This is a genomic window from Nocardia sp. NPDC006982, from assembly GCF_042869435.1.
In the GTDB taxonomy this organism is placed as follows: domain Bacteria; phylum Actinomycetota; class Actinomycetes; order Mycobacteriales; family Mycobacteriaceae; genus Nocardia.
The window spans coordinates 209,071-227,542 of record NZ_JBIAFV010000003.1; the positions used below are offsets into that span (position 1 = coordinate 209,071).

The 18,472-nt window shown below is 65.3% G+C and carries 16 protein-coding genes; 10 read left to right on the forward strand and 6 right to left on the reverse strand.

Going from position 1 to position 18,472, the window contains the following annotated elements; all coding sequences use genetic code 11:
* Positions 1-58 precede the first annotated feature (58 nt).
* Together ACFYOW_RS14305 and ACFYOW_RS14310 are read left to right on the forward strand one after the other, a co-directional pair.
* On the forward strand, positions 59-1,285 hold the full coding sequence (locus tag ACFYOW_RS14305) for a cytochrome P450 (protein ID WP_387288813.1): 1,227 nt from the start codon (positions 59-61) through the stop codon (positions 1,283-1,285).
* Between the two features lie 46 nt (positions 1,286-1,331).
* A complete protein-coding gene (locus tag ACFYOW_RS14310; RefSeq protein WP_387287899.1) occupies positions 1,332-1,556 on the forward strand; it encodes a hypothetical protein in 225 nt (74 codons plus the stop codon).
* A 67-nt stretch (positions 1,557-1,623) separates the two neighbouring features.
* Here the strand turns inward: ACFYOW_RS14310 and ACFYOW_RS14315 are convergent, their stop codons facing one another.
* Positions 1,624-2,097, reverse strand: a complete 474-nt coding sequence (locus ACFYOW_RS14315) for a hypothetical protein (protein ID WP_387287901.1) — start codon at positions 2,095-2,097, stop codon at positions 1,624-1,626.
* 158 nt (positions 2,098-2,255) lie between these two features.
* Between ACFYOW_RS14315 and ACFYOW_RS14320 the strand changes: the two genes are divergently transcribed.
* On the forward strand, positions 2,256-3,176 hold the full coding sequence (locus ACFYOW_RS14320; RefSeq protein ID WP_387287903.1) for an LLM class flavin-dependent oxidoreductase: 921 nt from the start codon (positions 2,256-2,258) through the stop codon (positions 3,174-3,176).
* Between the two features lie 45 nt (positions 3,177-3,221).
* Here ACFYOW_RS14320 and ACFYOW_RS14325 read toward each other — a convergent pair whose 3' ends face one another.
* The 3 genes from ACFYOW_RS14325 to ACFYOW_RS14335 all read right to left on the reverse strand — a co-directional run bounded on the left by ACFYOW_RS14325 (position 3,222) and on the right by ACFYOW_RS14335 (position 7,485).
* A complete protein-coding gene (locus ACFYOW_RS14325) occupies positions 3,222-5,774 on the reverse strand; it encodes an MFS transporter (RefSeq protein ID WP_387287904.1) in 2,553 nt (850 codons plus the stop codon).
* Between the two features lie 200 nt (positions 5,775-5,974).
* A complete protein-coding gene (locus ACFYOW_RS14330; RefSeq protein WP_387287905.1) occupies positions 5,975-6,547 on the reverse strand; it encodes a hypothetical protein in 573 nt (190 codons plus the stop codon).
* A gap of 53 nt (positions 6,548-6,600) precedes the next feature.
* Positions 6,601-7,485, reverse strand: a complete 885-nt coding sequence (locus ACFYOW_RS14335; RefSeq protein WP_387287906.1) for a polysaccharide deacetylase family protein — start codon at positions 7,483-7,485, stop codon at positions 6,601-6,603.
* Positions 7,486-7,720: 235 nt separating this feature from the next.
* Between ACFYOW_RS14335 and ACFYOW_RS14340 the strand changes: the two genes are divergently transcribed.
* Positions 7,721-9,319: a putative glycoside hydrolase gene (locus tag ACFYOW_RS14340; RefSeq protein WP_387287908.1), complete on the forward strand. Its 1,599-nt coding sequence runs from the start codon at positions 7,721-7,723 to the stop codon at positions 9,317-9,319.
* Positions 9,320-9,322: 3 nt separating this feature from the next.
* On the opposite strand, the gene ACFYOW_RS14345 is transcribed toward ACFYOW_RS14340, so the two are convergent.
* Positions 9,323-10,780, reverse strand: a complete 1,458-nt coding sequence (locus ACFYOW_RS14345; RefSeq protein ID WP_387287909.1) for an alpha/beta fold hydrolase — start codon at positions 10,778-10,780, stop codon at positions 9,323-9,325.
* Positions 10,781-10,944: 164 nt separating this feature from the next.
* On the opposite strand from ACFYOW_RS14345, the gene ACFYOW_RS14350 reads away from it, so the two are divergent.
* Entirely contained in the window at positions 10,945-11,271 is a 327-nt protein-coding gene (locus ACFYOW_RS14350) for a hypothetical protein (protein ID WP_387287911.1), read from the forward strand.
* Positions 11,272-11,367: 96 nt separating this feature from the next.
* The gene (locus ACFYOW_RS14355; RefSeq protein ID WP_387288815.1) at positions 11,368-12,768 is read left to right on the forward strand and encodes an AIM24 family protein; all 1,401 of its coding nucleotides are present in this window, start codon (positions 11,368-11,370) and stop codon (positions 12,766-12,768) included.
* 50 nt (positions 12,769-12,818) lie between these two features.
* Here ACFYOW_RS14355 and ACFYOW_RS14360 read toward each other — a convergent pair whose 3' ends face one another.
* Positions 12,819-14,843 carry a M3 family metallopeptidase gene (locus tag ACFYOW_RS14360; RefSeq protein WP_387287913.1) on the reverse strand — a complete coding sequence of 675 codons (2,025 nt, stop codon included), beginning with the start codon at positions 14,841-14,843 and terminating at the stop codon, positions 12,819-12,821.
* A gap of 117 nt (positions 14,844-14,960) precedes the next feature.
* Here ACFYOW_RS14360 and ACFYOW_RS14365 point away from each other — a divergent pair, with 117 nt between their 5' ends.
* The 4 genes from ACFYOW_RS14365 to msrA all read left to right on the forward strand — a co-directional run bounded on the left by ACFYOW_RS14365 (position 14,961) and on the right by msrA (position 18,471).
* A complete protein-coding gene (locus ACFYOW_RS14365; protein WP_387287915.1) occupies positions 14,961-16,526 on the forward strand; it encodes a bifunctional phosphatase PAP2/diacylglycerol kinase family protein in 1,566 nt (521 codons plus the stop codon).
* 30 nt (positions 16,527-16,556) lie between these two features.
* On the forward strand, positions 16,557-17,423 hold the full coding sequence (locus tag ACFYOW_RS14370) for an alpha/beta fold hydrolase (protein ID WP_387287917.1): 867 nt from the start codon (positions 16,557-16,559) through the stop codon (positions 17,421-17,423).
* 83 nt (positions 17,424-17,506) lie between these two features.
* On the forward strand, positions 17,507-17,962 hold the full coding sequence (gene msrB, locus ACFYOW_RS14375) for a peptide-methionine (R)-S-oxide reductase MsrB (protein ID WP_387287919.1): 456 nt from the start codon (positions 17,507-17,509) through the stop codon (positions 17,960-17,962).
* The gene (gene msrA / locus ACFYOW_RS14380; protein ID WP_387287920.1) at positions 17,959-18,471 is read left to right on the forward strand and encodes a peptide-methionine (S)-S-oxide reductase MsrA; all 513 of its coding nucleotides are present in this window, start codon (positions 17,959-17,961) and stop codon (positions 18,469-18,471) included. The genes msrB and msrA overlap by 4 nt, the downstream gene beginning before the upstream one ends.
* The last annotated feature ends 1 nt before the right edge of the window (position 18,472 follow it).

An 18,472-nucleotide genomic window follows, 5' to 3' on the forward strand; every position in this document is an offset into this window, starting at 1 on the left:
GAGCGGCACACTGTGCTTCAATCGTATGTAGAACGTGTTCCAGCTCTGGGAGGTGGCCATGGCCACGCCGTCGATTCCCGCCGGATTCGATTTCACCGACCCGGACCTGTGGGCGAAACGCAGACCCACCGCGGAATTCGCGGAGCTGCGCCGAACCGCACCGGTCTGGTGGTGCGCCCAGCCCGACCGCTCCAGCGGCTTCGATGACGGCGGCTACTGGGCGGTCACAAAACTCGAACACATCAAAGAGATCTCGAAACATCCGGAGATCTTCTCCTCCACCGCGAACAGCGCGATCATCCGCTATCAGTCCAGCATCACCCGCGAACAGATCGATATGCAGCGGCTGATTCTGCTCAATATGGACCCGCCGGCCCACACCAAGAATCGGCGCATCGTGTCCAAGGGCTTCACACCACGCGCGGTGGAGGGTCTGCGGGCGGCGCTCACCGAGCGGGCGGCCCGGATCGTGCACGAGGCCAAGAAGTCCGGCAGCGGTGATTTCGTGGAGCAGGTCGCCTGCGAATTGCCGCTGCAGGCCATTGCCGAACTGCTCGGGGTGCCGCAGCAGGATCGCAAGAAGCTGTTCCACTGGTCCAATCAGATGATCGGCGCCGACGATCCGGAGTACGCCACCGATGCGCCGACCGCACAGTTGGAATTGACCGGCTATGCCTGGACCATGGCCGAGCAGCGGCGCGCCTGCCCGGCGGACGATATCGTGACGCAGCTGGTCAATGCCGATATCGACGGTGAGCATCTGGGTTCGGACGAGTTCGCGTTCTTCATGATCCTGCTGTCGGTGGCCGGTAATGAGACCACCCGCAATTCGATCACCCACGGCATGAAGGCCTTCGTCGACAACCCGGACCAATGGCAGCTCTATAAGGAGCAGCGGCCGCGCACCGCCCCGGATGAGATCGTGCGCTGGGCCACCCCCGTCTCGGTATTCCAGCGCACCGCGACGCGCGATGTGGAGCTCGGCGGGCAGTTGATCCGCAAGGGCCAGCGCGTCGGATTGTTCTACAGCTCGGCCAATTTCGACGAGGACGCCTTCGAGGATCCATTCAGGTTCGATATCCTGCGCGACCCCAATCCACACGTCGGATTCGGCGGCGCGGGCACGCACTACTGCCTCGGCGCGAACCTGGCCCGGCTCGAGATCGATCTGATGTTCAATGCCATCGCCGACACCATGCCCGAATTGAGTCAGATCGCCGAACCCGAGCACCTGCGCTCCGGATGGCTCAATGGCATCAAACGGTGGGAAGTACGTTTCGATTGATGCACGCGACCTCGGCAAAGCCGTTGCGAGCGCGCATCATGTAACTATGGAACCTGAACCAGTGCGGGTGCGGGTGATCCTGTTGTTCGGCGATCGGGCGCAGGTGCAGACACCATGGCATCCAGCACATTCGCCGATGTGGATACCGGCTGCCGATATCGCCGAACAGGCCGGGCTGCCACAGAACGAATTACCGGGACGGGAGTTCTGGGCCTCCGGTGATGAGCACGGGCTGACCGGTTTTCGGCTGGTCTTCGATCCACGGCTCTGAAACGCGTCCGAATCTCGCAGTGCGGCACACACATCCGCGTGCCGCGAAAGCGCCCGGAAGTCGTGAACTAGTTCGCCACCATGTCGTACTTCAGTAGTTCGAAGCCGGTGGGCACGGTGGCACTCATCGAGATGCGATCCCCGGACCAGGTACCGACCGGTGCGGCATCGCCGCCGGCGCAATCCGCGCCTTCCGCAGTGAGCATCGGCAGCGGATGGATGCGGTGGCGGTCGTCGCCGTGGCGGACCGTCGCCTTGTCCACGTAGGTGCGTTTGTCGTGATTGAGGATGTAGCGGCCGATGAAGCCGTTCTGCGGCGCGACCAGCGGGGCGACGGAGGCGGCCTTGTCGTAGAGGCTGGTCTGCTCCCCCACCTGCGGTCCGGCCCACACCACCCGCGTCGGCACCGTCAGCAGGCGCTCCACGCCCTGGACGAAGTCATCGCCGATCCAGGCGCGTCTCAGGAATCGGATCTTGGGTTCCAGATACCCGATCAGCTTGTGGTCGGCGTCCAGGAAGACGGCTCTACAGAACGGCCCCACGGGTGTGATTTCCTCTCTGGGATAACGGCTTTCGGATAATCTAGCCTGCGCGCGTCGTTACGGCTCGGCGGGTGGTTACAGTCGAGTTACCGGCACGTTCAGGTCTGGCTCGAGATAACTCGGGACCGCTGCTTCGATGCGCGAGATAGGCTCGGCTGATGCGATACGCCATTTCGGTTCCGCAGCTCATTCCCGACGGATCATTCCAACCGGAAAATCTGCGAGCCTACCTGGATCGAGCCGAGGCGCTCGGCTTCGAGAGCGCATGGACGACCGAGCAACTGCTCGGATCCGCGCCCAATCTGAGTCCGATCGAGTTGTTGACCTTCGCGGCCGCATGCAATGAACGGTTGCGCTTCGGATGCGCGGTGTTCGTGACGCCGCTGCACAATCCGGTGCACCTCGCCAAACGCATCAGCACGCTGGACCAGCTCACCCGGGGCCGGCTCGAGATCGGCGTCGGGATCGGCGGACGCAACCGGATGTTCTCCGCCTTCGACGTCGACCCCGCCGACAATCTGGTGACCCGCTTCAACGAGGGCCTGCGCGTTATGAAGGCACTGTGGACCCAGCCGCGTATCGATATCGACGGCGAGTTCTGGCAGCTGGCCGGCGCCACCATGGAGCCGAAACCGTTCCAGAAGCCTTATCCGCCACTGTGGTTCGGCGGCAGCACACCCGCGGCACTGCGGCGGGCGGTCCGGCACGGCAACGGATTCTTCGGCGCCGGATCGAGTACGACGGCCAAATTCGCCGAACAAGTCCGGTACGTGCGCGAGACCCTGGCCGAAAATTCCGGCGCACCATCGGATTTCCGCATTGCCAAACGCGTCTACATCGCGGTCGACGACGACCCGGCACGGGCCGAACAGCGCATGGCAACCGCCCTGTCCGACTTCTACGGCGAATTCGGAAAAACCCTGCTGCCCGTCGCCGTACACGGCACGCCCAAGGACTGCATCCAGGGCCTACGCGAGGTAGCCGACGCCGGGGCCGAAATGATCCTGATCAACCCGCTGTTCGACGAGGCCGCTCAAATGGAGCGCATTGCCGCGGAGGTGTTGCCGCACGTCGACTGAGCGGGTGCGGTAACGCCAAGATGCCGGCGAAATTCTGACCTCGCGTCAGCGCGCGTCGGGAGCTTCGGCGGGTTCGTAGCCGAGCCGGACGTCGTGGGTTACTTCGCCGCCGGAGACTGTTACCCGGGTGGTGACGGGCGGGTATCCGCGAGCTATTACGGTGTAGTGGCCTTCGGGGAGGTCGGTTACCAGGTAGCGGCCGTTGGCGTCGGTGCGGGCGGTGGCGGTGAGATCGCCGGATGCGTCCAGGACGGTGATCTGGATGTCCGGGACGGCTCGGTTGCCGTCGGCCCAGGCGGATCCGGCCAGCACGGCCATCGATGCCATATCGATGTCGTGATGCAGGAGACCGCTGTCGGGGATGGTGAGGGTGGTGGCGCTGGGGCGCATATGTTCGGCGACGGCCACCAGCGTGTAGGTGCCCGAGACGACACCATGACAGACATACGCGCCGTCGCCCGCGGTGATGGCCGCGCCGACGACCTCACCGTGGATATCGGTCAATGTGACGGTGGCACCCGGCAGCGGGGTACCGCGACCGGCCGAACGGACCACACCGGACAATTCGCCGGAGCCGGTGAGGGTCAGGTCGAGCAGCTGTGGGCGCTGTCCGATGGCCACGCTGACCGCCTCCGGCCGATGTCCGGTCGCCGATGCGATCAAGACGTAGTTGCCCGCGGCCGGCGCCTCGATCCGGTATCCGCCGTCGGCATCGCCGCTCGCGCGCGAAACCTGGTGTCCCCGTTGGTCGATCAGGGTCAGCACGGTGCCGGGTACCGGTCTGCCGTCCTCGCGTCCGATCCGGCCGCCGATCGATGCGCCTTCGTATTCGAGGCTCGAATGCGACTGCGGCACAACGGCGGCCACATACACACCATTGCCATCGTGATCCACCGAAATTCGGCCGACCGCACCCGCCAGCACCGGCTCGGGTTCGGAAAGCACCTCGGCGGCACCCTCCCAAACCTGCGCCTCAGCCCAACTCGCCTCGGCCTCTGGGGGCACCTGCTCCACAGCGGGTACCGGATTGTCTTGCAGCGGAATCTCTTTCATGAACATCAACACCAGGCACGCCAGCAGCGCCACCCCTGCCGCGGCATAGAAGACGCCGTGCATCGCATCGGTGAACCCGATCAGAATGGGCACTCTCAGCTCGTCGGGCAGCGCCGCGATTCCGCTGGTATTGCTCTGCATGGTGCTCAACTGCGCGGCATCGAAGCCGGGAGGCAGCGCACCACCGAATGCGTCGATGATCCGGTGCGGCAACAGGTTGAACAGGATGGTCAGGAATACCGCGACACCGAGGGTGCCGCCCATCTGCCGGAAGAAGGTCGCCGACGCGGTCGAAACACCCATATCCGAACGCGGACCGGCATTCTGCGCCGCGATGATCAGGGTCTGCATGCAGCAACCGAGCCCGAATCCGATGACGCCGCCGTAGACCAGCGGCTGCCATAGCGGACTGTCGTAATGCACGCGGCCGTAGAGCGCCGCGCCGACCGCGATGATGAATGTCCCGATCACCGGCAGGATCTTGTAGCGCCCGGTCAATTTGGTGGTCAATCCGGCCAGCTGCGAGCCGAACATGATCCCGAGCACCAGCGGGAGCATCAGCAGACCCGATTTGGTCGGCGAATATCCGCGCACCACTTGGAAGTACTGCGGCACCATGACGATCGCGCCGAACATCGCGATACCGACAATGAAGCCGCCCGCGATGGTCACGCTGAAGGTCGAATTCTTGAACAGCCGCAGGGGAATCAGCGCCGCATCCTTCATCAGGAATTCGACGAGCACGAACAGCACCAGCCCGCCCGCACCGATTCCGTAGCAGATCAGCGACCGCTGCGAACTCCAGCCCCAATCCCGGCCCTGTTCGGCGACGATCAGCAGGGGCACCACACAGATCGTCAATGCGACCGCGCCGAACCAGTCGATGCGGTGATCCTGGCGCTGATGCGGAGTATTGAGCACCTTGGCGACCACGCCGAGCGCGAGCACGCCGATCGGCACGTTGACCAGGAACACCCAGCGCCAACCCTCGAGGCCCCAGAGTTGGTCGTAGTTCGAGAAGAAGCCGCCGAGCACCGGCCCGAGCACGGTCGCGGTACCGAAGACCATCATGAAATAGCCCTGGTAGCGCACCCGCTCCCGGGCCGGCACGATATCGCCGATGATGGTGAACGCCAACGACATCAACCCGCCCGCGCCCAACCCCTGGAAGGCGCGGAATCCGGCGAGTTCGTACATCGAGGTGGCGAAGGTGCAGGCCACCGAACCGATGACGAACAGTCCGATCGCGATGAGGTAGAACGGCTTTCGGCCGTAGATATCGGCCAGTTTGCCGTAGAGCGGGGTGGTGATCGTCGCGGTGATCAGATATGCCGTGGTCGCCCAGGCCTGTTCGTCGAATCCGTCCAGGCTGTTGGCGATCCGCACGATCGCGACGCTCACGATGTTCTGATCCAGCGCGGCGAGGAACATGCCGAGCAGCAGTCCCGACAGGATGGTCAGGATCTGCCGGTGCGACAGTGATGTACTCTCACCGGCATCCAGGTCCGGCGACTTTGCCGGGGCCTGGACGGTCGAATTCGTCATAGTTTGAGCCCTAGTTCTGATCGGCTATCCGTGTTGGAAGTGTCTCGAAACCTGAGTCGAGCCGGTCGAGCAGTTGGCACACTGCGCCACAAGCGATCTGCCCCCACACGCCGATCACCCGTAACTAGTTGCGCTCGCTAATATACATACGGCCGCTCAGGGCGAAACGGCCTGGTCGGATCATCCCGACATCCAATGCCTCAGCGCCCGAGCGGATCAGGGCGGCACTGCACCGGATCGCTGGCTACGGCTCGGCCGCAGCCGAAAATCATGACGGGCTCGGCGTGATTCGACGGATCCCAGATCTGGTCGACGCTGAGCAGACCGACCCACTTGTCGACGGTCACCCGACCAGACCGCGCGCCGAGGCTGACCGAGAAATCGAGTACGCCGCTGCTCGACTCGATCTCCGGCTGCTTGGGCAGGTCACGCAGCGCAGCCCACACGGCAGCCGCACTGATCGGAATCTGTTCTGTCCAAATGCCTGCGACCGCGGGAATCAGCGACTGCACCGCTCGCGCGAACAGCCCGACCGCGTCGTAACCCAGGATGACCTGTTCACCCAACGGATGCAGTTGGCGGCGCTCGCCGGCAGGTTCGCCGGACTCGGCACAAGCGTCCCAACTCGGAATGTCGGGGTCCAAGGTGGCGGCCAAATTGTAGAACTCGAAGCGGCTGCGGATGCCCTGACCTTTGTTCGCGCAGGTCACGAGGCCGGATTTGGCGACGTAGATCACGGTCTCATCGGCAATCAGTGGCCGTGAGTCAACCACTGTGTTCCGGGACCGGTCCCCGCAAACCCTTGGCATACTTGGATCTATGTTTGTCAATAGGGGTTGAACTGGTCGCGCCAGCGCGAATTCAGTTCGTCGGCAAGGAGTCCGGGGGCCGAGATCTTGTCCGGGTTGCCGTCGGAGGTGTAGCGCTGGGCCGGATGCTGGTCGAGGCGGTCGAGCCAGTAGGCGGACGCGAAGTCGACCTCGGCCTTGCCCGACCGGATGCGCGGCACGCCAGCAGGATCGACCTGGCCGAATGGAGAGGGTGCGGGTTCGGCGCCGACCAGCAGCACGGCCTCGAACGCGTAGTGCGTGCCGTCCCAACTTCCCGCGCTGGCGAGTGCGCGATCGGTCGGGAGGATGCCGAGCGGCAAGGCCATCGTGCGCACCCGATTACCGGGGGCCGCGGTTGTGATCGCGCGCAGGTTCTCGACCAACTCGCGCTGCACTCCGGCGCTGTCCAAACGACCGAGGTTGGCGTGGCTCGCGGTGTGCGCGCCGATTTCGTATCCGTGGGCGGCCAGCCAGGGCAGTGCGCGCGGGTCACCGGCGAACGGCTCGTTATTGACGTAGAAGGTTGCGGTGGGCCGGAAGTCCGGATTGCGCGCGCCGAACTCCTCGAGAATCCCGATCGCGGTGTCCGGGGCCACCTTTGCGTCCTCGGTGAACCGAAGTTGGGTGATGGTGGAGTCATCGAAGGTGAGCACCACCGGGTGGGTGCCCGCGGGGATGTCGATATGGCCGCAGATGTAATCGGCGACGGTCACGGGTCGGTAGTTCTCGCGGTGCAACCGCTCGAGTTCGGCGCGGAACTTCTCCGGAGTCTGGTCGTATTCGCCGACCGGAGTCGGTGTCACCTGGTGGTACATCAGGATGGGAACGAGTCCGAGTTCGTTGGCTCCCACCGCAATCGGATCGAGCGTCGGTGTGGTCATCGGAACCTTTTCGATGGCCGCCGGTACCGGAGCCGGCGCCGCACCACATGCGGTGGCCGTTGCGAATATCAAGGCCGACAGGACAACCCGAGTTCCGATAGCCGAGCACCGCACCACCGATCGAACGGTACGCGGTCGCACGGAATCTCGGTTGCGAATCGGCATAACCACGCCCGATGGAGCTGTCCGAGGTAGATAGTTAGGCAATAGCGACGGATGAAAGTTGGTGTGCGCGTTGGACAAATTGGTCCCGATCACCGGGCGATGGCGGCTCGCGGCAATAGCGGTTATCGGAGTTTTATCAATCCTCATCGCATCCGTGATCATCGGCGCCAATCGATCCGAGCCCGCAGGTTTGGCACTGGCCGGATTACCGGACGGAGTCGTCGGTGCCGGCACGCTGACCGGTCTGGTATTGCGCGTGGACGCCCACGGCCACAACCCGAACGATATGCGGCTCGAACTCGACGGTAAGGCGGTGAACGGCACGGTCGAAGGCGATTCGGTGGCGTACCGGCCCGGACCGCTCACCGATGGTGATCACAAGTTCACCGCAGAAATACCACGCGGGGGCATCCTCGGCCTGTTCAGCGCCGGTCCGGGAGTTACCGCGACCTTCACCGTGGATACCGACGCGCCGAAACTCGAGGTGACCCAGCCGGGTACGGCCGGATCGTATCGTCAGCCGATCACGTTGCGCGGCAAGGAATCCGGTGCGATGCAGGTCTCCGTCGGCACCCAGTCGGTGACACCCGCCGCGGACGGCACCTTCGAGATCACACTGCCGCGCACACCGGTCGGCGGTGCGGTGACCGCGGTCGATGCGGCGGGAAATAAGGCGACGCAGGCGATTACGACCTCGGTCGATATGCCCCGGGTCAAGGCCGTGCATATCACGGCGTACGGGTGGGCATACGACGGTTTACGCGAGCCCATTCTGGATATGGCCCGTGCGGGGCGCATCGACACCGTTCAGCTCGATATCAAGGATGAGGACGGGGTCATCAGCTACGACTCGCAGGTCCCGCTGGCGCGGCAGGCGGGTGCGGCCACCAATATCTACGATGTGCGCGCCGCACTGCGGCAATTACACGAGATGAATCTGCGGGTGGTCGGGCGGATCGTGGCGTTTCGCGATCCGACCATGGCCGAATGGGCATGGCACGCAGGACATCCGGACTGGGTCATCCAGAATCCCTCTGGTCAGCCGTATGCCAGCAAGTACGGGGCGATCGCTTTCACCAACTTCGCAAATCCCGAAGTCCGCAAGTACAACATCGATCTCGCGACCGAGGCGGCCGAACTCGGCTTCGACGGAATAATGTACGACTATGTCCGGCGGCCGGACGGTGCGCTGTCGCAGATGCAGTTCCCGGGGCTGACCGTCACGCCCAGTGCATCCATCGCCGAGTTCCTGCACGAGAGCCGGGATCCGGTACGCGACAAAGGCGCGAATCTAGGTGCCGCCGTGTTCGGCATCGCGGCGACGCGCCCGGATGAGATCGCACAGGACATTCCGGCCATCGCTCGGAATGTCGACTATGTGGCTCCGATGCTCTACCCGTCGCATTGGAATGCCGGTGAATACGGTGTGGCGAACCCCAATGCCCAGCCGTACGACATTATTTTCCGATCGCTGGCCGACTTCTTCAAGCAAACCGAAGGTACCGGCGCGAAAGTCATTCCGTGGCTACAGGATTTCAGCCTGGGGGTGAACTACGGTGATGCCGAGGTCAAGACGCAGATCGATGCCGCGGCAGCCGCGGGGACGAACAGCTTCATTCTGTGGAATGCGGCGTCGCGGTACCACTCGTTGGCTGTCGTGCCCGGTTGATTCCTACTGGTCCGCGTGGCAGGTGACGTCGGCGGCGGGCAGGGCGCCGTCGGCGTAGTAGGTATTGATCGCATTGTTGACGCAGGCGCTCAGGTCGGGACGGAAAGTCATGTGAATGCGGACGTCCTGCAGTGTGACCATGCGGGATTCGGATAGGTGCCGATGCAGTCGGACACCGTGGGTATACGGGGTTCGAGCGTCACCGGTCGCCTGCAGGATGAGGGCGGGAACCGAATTCCGCACGGTGGTGGCGGGTTCGACAGGCCGGGGCCAGAATGCGCACGGCTGGATATTGTTGGCCAGCGGACCGAATACCGGCTGCGTCGCACGGCTGGCTTCGATATTGCTCGCGTACCACGCCGGATCTGTCGGTGCCGCGGCATCACCGCAGGCGATCTGGGCCAGGACGGAGTTCTCCTCGGATCGCAAGGCCTGCAAGACGATTTGCAGGCGTGGCGCCCGCGCCGCCACGGGTGGGCCGCCCACAGCGTCGGCGATCTCACGCAATGTTTCGGCCAATGCTTGGTTACGCCGGAAATCGGTCACCATGTTGTGCAATAGAAATGGCAGCCAGTGATCGTCGATCGGGAAGTCGTCGATCACGATCGGTTGCCGTGCCGCTGCGGCGAGCAGCTCGGTCAGCGCTGCACGCACTTCGGTCGGGGTCGAACCGAAGTGATACGTATCATCCTGTCCCGCAGCCCAATTCGACCATTCGTCGATCGCCCGCTCGTCCGACGGACCCCAGTCCTGGACGAGGCCGGTCCAATACCGATCCGGATCGATGGCGCTGTCGAACACCATCCGGTCGCTGCGTTCTGGAAACATCTGGGTGAATACCGCACCGAGGTAGGTGCCGTAGGAAACGCCGTAATAGCTGAGCTTCGGCTCGCCCAGCGCCACTCGGATGACATCCATATCGCGAGCGGTATTGCGGGTGGTGAGCTGCCGCACCTTCACCGGATCATCGGCCAGACAACCCTCGGCCATATCCGCCGCCAGCGCGGTTTCCCGTGTGAAGCCCCGCGAAGTCAGACCCGCCGAATGGATCATTTCGCCCACCGGCCAACCGCAGCGCGGCGTGCGCCCGGAGTCGCCGACACCACGCGGATCCATACCGATCAGATCGAAACGGGCCCGCACCTGCGGGCTGAGCACGTCGCCGAGCAGGTCCACGGTGTCCAGACCCGATGCGCCGGGACCACCCGGATTGGCCAGCAGGACGCCATGGCGCTGATCCGGATCGGTGGCCCGGACCCGGGATATCGCGATCTTCAGCTTGCGATCGTAGGGCCGCAGATAATCGAGCGGCACCAGCACATCCGCGCATTCGGCCCCGGCCTTGTCCAAATCCTCGATACCGCAGGCGTGCCAGTGCAGTCGCTGGTGATAGAACCGGTACGCGGGATCGGCCTGCGCCCCGGGCACGGTGATCAGCGCCGCCCCGGCTGCTACAACCACCAACCACCGCACAAGCCTCGCCGACAACCCACTCGCCTCTCACCGCCAAATCCCGCAACTTCGTACCACACCGCGCCGCAGAGCACCCTTGCCACATTTGGTGGTGCCGCCGATACTCCAAGGGGACCGCGCCACCGCCGGTGCCGCATCGAGGGGAGGAATCAATGCTTCGAAATCAATTGAATTCACTACGGACAGTGGAGGATTCGCTTGCCTACGGGCACCCGTACGAAACTTCCGACGGCACCACGATCATCACCGTCACCAGGACCGGCGGTCTGCTGCGCACCGCTCGTCCGGTGGGTGCTTTCGTGGTCCACAACGGCGAGGTCAGCTGGACGCCCGCGGTCGATGCGACCCGGATCGCGCTGATGGGTGAATTGATCGGTCTGCTGGCCGCGGTCATCGCCACGCTCGCGGTGCTGCGTAGGCCACCGTGGCCGGATCTATCGCGGGTGGTGGCAATCGGACGGGACTCGCGACACACTTGATCCCGTGAATCGCATGCCACTCGGACATATCGACCGGGGCGGTCCGCCGTGACCGCACTCGCACGCGGGGAAAACCGCCCCGCGCCCGGCGACCGGATGATCGTGACCGTCACCTGCGCAGCGCCGGTCGATGTGTCGGCGCTGCTACTCGGGGCCGACGGACGGGTCCGCTCCGATGCCGACTTCGTCTTCTTCAATCAGCCGGCCGGACCGGGTGTCACCTATCGGCACGGCCGCGGCGCCGGCGATATGGTCGATGTACAGACCTCCGCACTGCCCGCCGATGTCGACAAGGTCGTGGTCACGGCCAGCCTCGACGGCAGCGGGCCGCCGACCTTCGCGGGCGCGAGTTCGCTGACCGCGACGATCGGATCCGACGCCGCAACGCTGACCTTCCCGATGACCGGACTGAGCACCGAGACCGCCGTGGTGTGCGTGGAGATCTACCGGCGCGGCGGTGCGTGGAAGGTGCGCGCGGTCGGGCAGGGCTATGACAACGGGTTGGCCGGAATCGCGACGGCGTTCGGCGTGAATATCGACGACGAACCCGAAGCACCGACACCCGCCGCGGCCCAGCCGCAGACTCCGATGCCGCCGCAATATTCAGCCCAGCCGCAGTACCAAGCTCCGGTGCCCCCCGCTGCGCCGCCACCGCAATACCCGGCCCAACCGCAGTACCAGGCTCCGGCTCCGCCCGCCTATCCCCCGTCGGGCGCCGTGCCGCCCCAACCGATTGCACCCCAGCAAGGAGCACTGCCCATGCAGAGCGAACTGTTCAATCCGAGCCACGCCGAGGTCAACGGCATGGGCATCCAGAAGCAGGGCGGCAAGATGATCAAGGTCGCCGTCAATGGCGAGACCATGGCGCGGGCCGGCTCGATGGTCGCCTATCAGGGCGACCTGCACTTCAAGGCGCTCGGTTCGGGCGGTATCGGCCGTGCGATCCAGCAGCGGCTGACCGGTGAGGGAGTGCCGCTGATGCAGGTGTCCGGTCGCGGCGATCTGTTCCTCGCCGATGCCGCCGCCGACGTGCACACCGTCGATCTCGACGGCACCGATGGGCTCACGATCAACGGCTCGAATGTGCTGGCTTTCGATACCTCGCTGTCTTACAACATCCAAAGGGTCCAGGGCGCGGCCGGTTTCGCCAGTAACGCCGGCTTCTTCAACTGCGTGTTCACCGGGCGCGGTCGCATCGCCATCACCACCCACGGCTCGCCCGTCGTCCTCAATGTCGACCAGCCCACCTACGCCGACCCGCAGGCCGCGGTGGCCTGGTCGTCGAGCCTGTCCACCGGCATCAAGCGCAACGACTCCTTCGGCCTCGGCCGCCTCATCGGCCGCAGCACCGGCGAGGGTCTGACGCTGTCGTTCTCCGGGCGCGGCTTCGTCATCGTGCAGCCGTCGGAACTGCCGCCGGGCGGTTTCCTCGGCGGCACCGGTGGTGGTCAGGAGGCCGGACAAAGCGGCGGCGTGCTCGGCGGCTTGTTCGGATAAACCTCCCGCGCTGGAACCGGCTGCGCGACAGCCGGTTCCAGTGCTGTGGATCAGTTCAGCAGACCGCGCCGGACCAAGAGCGGTTCGATTTCGGGGGCGCGGCCGCGGAAGGATTCGAAGGCCTCGAGCGGGTCGACCGAGCCACCGCGCGAGAGCAGTTCGCGGCGGAAGGCCTCACCCTTTTCCTGGATGGAGGCGTCGCCCTCGTCGAACCACTCGACGGTGTCGGCGTCCAGCACCTCGCTCCAGATGTAGGAGTAGTAGCCCGCCGCGTAGCCGCCGGAGAAGATGTGGGCGAAGTAGCCGGTCCGGTAGCGCGGCGGAATCGCGCCGATGGCCAGACCCGCCTTCCGCAGAGCTTCCTCCTCGAACGCCTCCGCATCGGTGTCGGCCAGCGCCTCGGGTGCGGGCACGCGATGCCACGCCCAGTCCAGCAGTGTCGCGCCGAGGTATTCGACGGTTTTGAAGCCCGTACCGAAACGTGCGGCCTCGGCCATCCGCTCCACCAGTTCGGTGGGCATCGGCTCACCGGTCTCGAAATGCCTTGCGTAGTTGGCGAGTACCTCCGGTCGCGACATCCACATCTCGTTCACCTGGGACGGGAATTCGACGAAGTCTCGCGGTACTTCGGTGCCGGAGAAGAAGGGGTACATCACATCCGAGAACAGTCCATGCAGTGCGTGCCCGAACTCGTGGAAGAGCGTGCGCACATTGTCCCAGGTGAGCAGGGCGGGTTCGCCGACGGACGGCTTCACGATATTGAGGTTGTTGACCACCACCGGCCGCTTCCCCAAAAGCCGTGACTGGCTGACCAATGCGTTCATCCACGCCCCGCCGCGCTTCGACGGTCGCGCGAAGAAGTCACCGAGGAACAGTCCGAGCGCATTACCGTCCGCATCGAAGACTTCGAAGATCCGCACTTCCGGGTGATACCCGACCAGATCCTTGCGCTCCTGCACGGTGATCCCGTACACCTGCTCGGCGGCGAAGAAGACACCGTCGCGCAATACCCGTTCGAGCTCGAAATAGGGGCGCAACGCTTCCGCATCCACCGAAAACCGTTCGGCCCGAACCTTTTCCGACCAGAACTGCCAATCCCACGAGCGCAGCTCCTGCCCACCCATGGCTTGGGCCAACTCGGCCGCCTCACGCTCCGCATTGGCCACCGCGGGCGCCACCAAACGCCCGAGCATTTCCTCCACCGCCGCAGGGGTTTTCGCGGTCTGATCCTCGACCACATATGCCGCATGATCCGAATAGCCGAGCAGCGCGGCACGTTCCGCTCGCAATGCCGCGATACGCACGGCGAGCGCGCCGTTGTCACCCAACCCGCGCCCCAGTGAAGCCGCCATCACGCGCTGCCGCACATCTCGGTCGGCCAGTTCCGCCAGCACGGGCTGGTTCGAAACGTTCTGCAGCCGAAGCGCCCATGCGCCATCGCGCCCCAACTCGCGAGCGTTCTCCGCGGCGGCTGCCACGGCGGCGTGCCCCAGCCCCGCCAATTCCGTCGCCGACTCGACGACCACGGTCGCACCATTGGTCGCCGCCAAAATGTTCTGCCCGAATTCCGTTGCTGCCGCAGCGAGTTCGGCATTCAACTCACGCAACCGCGCCTGCCCGGCCGCGTCCAGCCGGGCCCCGGCCCGCACGAACCGAATGTGATATCGCTCCAGCAGCCGCGCTTGCTCGGGATCCAATCCCAATTCCTCCCGGCGGGCGTAGAGCGCCTCGACCCGCGCAAAGAGTTGGGGATCCAAATAGATCGCGTCCCGATGCACTGCCAGCTTCGGCGATACTTCGGCTTCGATCGCGTCGGTGGTCTCGCTGGAATCGGAGCTCGTGATATTGAAGAACACCTTCGCGACCCGAGTGAGCATCACCCCCGAACGCTCCAACGCCGCAATGGTATTCGCGAAACTCGGCTCCTCCCCGCACGAGGTGATGGCGGCAACCTCTGCCAATTGCTCCGCCATCCCTCGCTCGAACGCAGGCAAATAGTGCTCCGTACCGATCTCGGCGAACGGAGGAAGCTCGTACGGCAGCGCACTTGGCTCGAAGAACGGGTTGCTCGTCATAGGTGAACCCTATGCTCCGATCGCGCTCCCCTGGCAGCGAAATCGCTGGCGAGCAAGACCCACAGCGCGGCGGACGGCGGCCACACGCCGTCCGCCGCGATCGGTAATGTCGAGCGAGTGAGTAGCTGGGTGCGGCGAAAGTTCCACAGAGTCGGACGATTCGATCGGGCGGTCGGCAGCGCGGTCGCCGAATTACCGGCCTCCATGGTCGACAACGGCCTGCTGCAGGTCACCAAGAGCGCCGATTTCAGCGCGCTGTGGCTGGTCTGCGCGGCGCTGCTCGCCACCCGCCAGGGCACACCGCGGCGCGCCGCGCTGCGTGGGGTCGTCTCCGTCGGGGGCGCGAGCCTGGCCGTCAACCTCGGACTCAAGACGCTCATTGCGCGGCGCCGACCAGCCGCCGAACTCTTGCCCGCATACCGGCGGCTGACGCCGGCCCCGAAGTCGTCCTCCTTCCCCTCCGGCCACAGCGCCTGCGCGGCGGCATTCGCCACGGCGGTCGCGCTCGAAAGTCCGCGCACCGCACTGGTTGTCGCCCCGCTGGCGGCCACCGTCGCCTATTCGCGGGTGCACACCGGCGTGCACTGGAGCTCCGATGTGCTGGTCGGGGCGGCCGTAGGTTCCGGTATCGCATTGGCCACCCGACGCTGGTGGCCGGTGCGTGAATCGGACGAGGCACAGGCCAGACTGGTCCGTGAGGCGCCCGCATTGGAGGACGGCAAGGGTCTTTTGGTTTTGGTGAATCCGGTTTCCGGCGATCCGAACTACGATCCCACCGCCGATATCATCGCGGCCCTGCCCGCCGCCACCGTCCTGCGCACCGAAGCCGACCTGGATGCCGCCGAACAACTCGAGCGGGCACTCGTCGAAAACGCCGAGCCAGTGCTGGCGTTGGGCATCGCCGGTGGCGACGGCACCGTGGCGGCCGCGGCCGCGGTGGCGCTGCGGCACGAGTTGCCGCTGGCCGTCATCCCCACCGGCACGCTCAACCATTTCGCGCGTGATCTCGGCGTCTACGATTTGCGCGAGGTGATCGATGCGACCGGTACCGGCGAGGCGGTCGCGGTGGATATCGCACGCGTCGAATACGGTGACGAAACCGGTTCGCACACCAGGCATTTGATCAATACCGCAAGCATCGGCGCCTATCCGGACCTGGTGCGGCTGCGCGAGCAATGGCAAGCGCGCTGGGGCAAGTGGCCCGCCTTCGCGGCCGCGCTGGTGGTCACCCTGCGCCGGGCCGAACCGATCGAGATCTATCTCGACGATCGCTGGCAGCGAGTGTGGTTCCTGTTCATCGGCAACGGCCCCTACCACCCGCACGGCGCCGTACCCGCCTTCCGCGACCGGCTCGACGCCGGACTACTCGACGTCCGCTGGCTGCGCGCCGATCTGCGCTGGTCGCGCACCCGCGCATTGGTGGCTCTACTGCTGGCCGCGATCGGCCACAGCAAGGTCTACGGCGAGCGCCGATTGCCCGAGCTGTATGTGCAATTGCCGAGGCCGGAGGCGCTGGCCACCGATGGTGAGGTGATCGGCAAGGCCACCCGCCTGCACTTCGCGATGGCGGGCCAGCTCGCTGCCTACCGCCGCGACGAATCGAACCCCCGCTGGGCCGACCGGTTCCGCCCGCACCACCGCCGGGCGCCCTGGCTCCGTGATGCCTTCCGCACGAACCGATGAGTTTGCGACGGGAGCGACGTCGATACCGGCATGACGACACACACGCTGGAAACCGCCGGAGCCGACATCGTCTACGACGTGCACGGGCCGCTGCCCACTGATGGAGGACGCCCGCCGCTGGTCATGATCGGGCAGCCCATGGATGCCGGTGGGTTCAGCACGTTGGCCTCGTACTTTCCGGATCGCACGGTGGTCACCTACGATCCGCGCGGACTCGGCCGCAGCACACGCAAGGACGGCCGGGTCGACAACACGCCGACAGTCCAGGCCGCGGACGTGCACGCCGTGATCGAGGCGCTCGGCGCGGGCCCGGTCGAACTGTTCGGGAGCAGCGGCGGCGCGGTCACCGCGCTCGCGCTGGTAGCGGCCTATCCGAACGATGTCAGCACGCTGGTGGCCCATGAGCCGCCGCTCATTCCAGTGCTGCCCGACGCGGCCGCCGCGGAGCGCGCCCGCGCGGGAGTTCGCGAGGCATACGAGGCCAAGGGCTTCGGTGCGGGCATGGCGACCTTCATCGCGATGACCTCGTGGCAGGGCGAATACACCGACGACTACTTCGCCCAGCCCGCCGCCGACCCCGCCATGTTCGGAATGCCGAGCGAGGACGACGGTTCCCGGGACGATCCGCTGCTGTCCGACCGGTCCTGGGCGATCAGCAGCTACCACCCCGATATCGCCGCGCTGTCGGCCGCGCCGACCCGGGTCGTGATCGCCGTCGGCGAGGAGTCCGCGGGTACCTTCACCGCACGCACATCGGTGGCCGCCGCCTCACTGCTCGGCCAGCAGGCAACTGTGTTCCCGAGCCATCACGGCGGCTTCCTCGGCGGCGACTACGGGTATCCGGGTCAGCCCGAAGCCTTCGCACGCACACTGCGCGAAGTCCTGGCCGGACAATAATGACGGAAGTATGACGCGCTGCTCGGCGGGGACTTTCCGGATCGGACCGCGGGTTGTACGTGGGGCCGATATGAGGAGGTCAGGTGGCAAAGGAATACAACCGGAACCCCGCCGCGGTGGACGCGCTGTCGCCCGAGCAGTACCAGGTCACCCAGCAGAACGGGACCGAGCGGGCGTTCACGGGCGAGTACTGGGACAATCACGAGCCGGGTATCTACGTGGATGTGGTCTCCGGTGAACCGTTGTTCGCTTCGGTCGACAAGTTCGACAGCGGTTCGGGATGGCCGAGTTTCACCAAGCCGATCGATAGCGAGAACGTCGTCGAGAAGCGGGATTTCAGTCATCTGATGGTCCGCACCGAGGTGCGTTCGACGCACGGTGACAGCCATCTCGGGCATGTGTTCACCGACGGACCACGCGCGGCGGGCGGTCTGCGGTATTGCATCAACTCGGCGGCCCTGCGGTTCATCCACCTCGATGACCTCGAGGCGGAAGGCTACGGTCGGTACAAGACCCTGTTCAGTAAGGAGGACGCGTGAGCGACACGCGAAAGGCGATTTTGGCCGGCGGATGCTTCTGGGGCATGCAGGACTTGATTCGTAAGCAGCCGGGGGTGATTTCGACGCGCGTCGGCTACTCCGGCGGGCAAAACGATCACCCCACCTACCGCAACCACCCGGGCCATGCCGAGGCCGTCGAGATCATCTACGACCCGGCGCAGACCGACTACCGGGCGCTGCTGGAGTTCTTCTTCCAGATCCACGATCCGACGACGAAGGACCGACAGGGCAACGATATCGGCTCCAGCTACCGTTCGGCGATCTTCTATCTCGACGACGAGCAGAAGCGCATCGCGCAGGAAACCATCGTCGATGTCGATGACTCGGGCCTGTGGCCGGGCAAGGTGGTCACCGAAGTGACCGCGGCGAGTGCGTTCTGGGACGCCGAGCCCGAGCACCAGGACTACCTGCTGCGCTACCCGGACGGCTATACCTGCCACTTCCCGCGACCGGGCTGGAAGCTGCCGAAGCGGCAGACCGCACAGTAGC

What these genes read in the sequence shown, in the direction of transcription:
- ACFYOW_RS14360 (WP_387287913.1), bottom strand. Translation starts at nt 14,843, where the DNA reads ATGACGAGCAACCCGTTCTTCGAGCCAAGTGCGCTGCCGTACGAGCTT.
- ACFYOW_RS14350 (WP_387287911.1), top strand. Translation starts at nt 10,945, where the DNA reads ATGCTTCGAAATCAATTGAATTCACTACGGACAGTGGAGGATTCGCTT.
- ACFYOW_RS14305 (WP_387288813.1), top strand. Translation starts at nt 59, where the DNA reads ATGGCCACGCCGTCGATTCCCGCCGGATTCGATTTCACCGACCCGGAC.
- ACFYOW_RS14335 (WP_387287906.1), bottom strand. Translation starts at nt 7,485, where the DNA reads ATGACCACACCGACGCTCGATCCGATTGCGGTGGGAGCCAACGAACTC.
- ACFYOW_RS14325 (WP_387287904.1), bottom strand. Translation starts at nt 5,774, where the DNA reads ATGACGAATTCGACCGTCCAGGCCCCGGCAAAGTCGCCGGACCTGGAT.
- ACFYOW_RS14370 (WP_387287917.1), top strand. Translation starts at nt 16,557, where the DNA reads ATGACGACACACACGCTGGAAACCGCCGGAGCCGACATCGTCTACGAC.
- ACFYOW_RS14320 (WP_387287903.1), top strand. Translation starts at nt 2,256, where the DNA reads ATGCGATACGCCATTTCGGTTCCGCAGCTCATTCCCGACGGATCATTC.
- ACFYOW_RS14310 (WP_387287899.1), top strand. Translation starts at nt 1,332, where the DNA reads ATGGAACCTGAACCAGTGCGGGTGCGGGTGATCCTGTTGTTCGGCGAT.
- ACFYOW_RS14355 (WP_387288815.1), top strand. Translation starts at nt 11,368, where the DNA reads ATGATCGTGACCGTCACCTGCGCAGCGCCGGTCGATGTGTCGGCGCTG.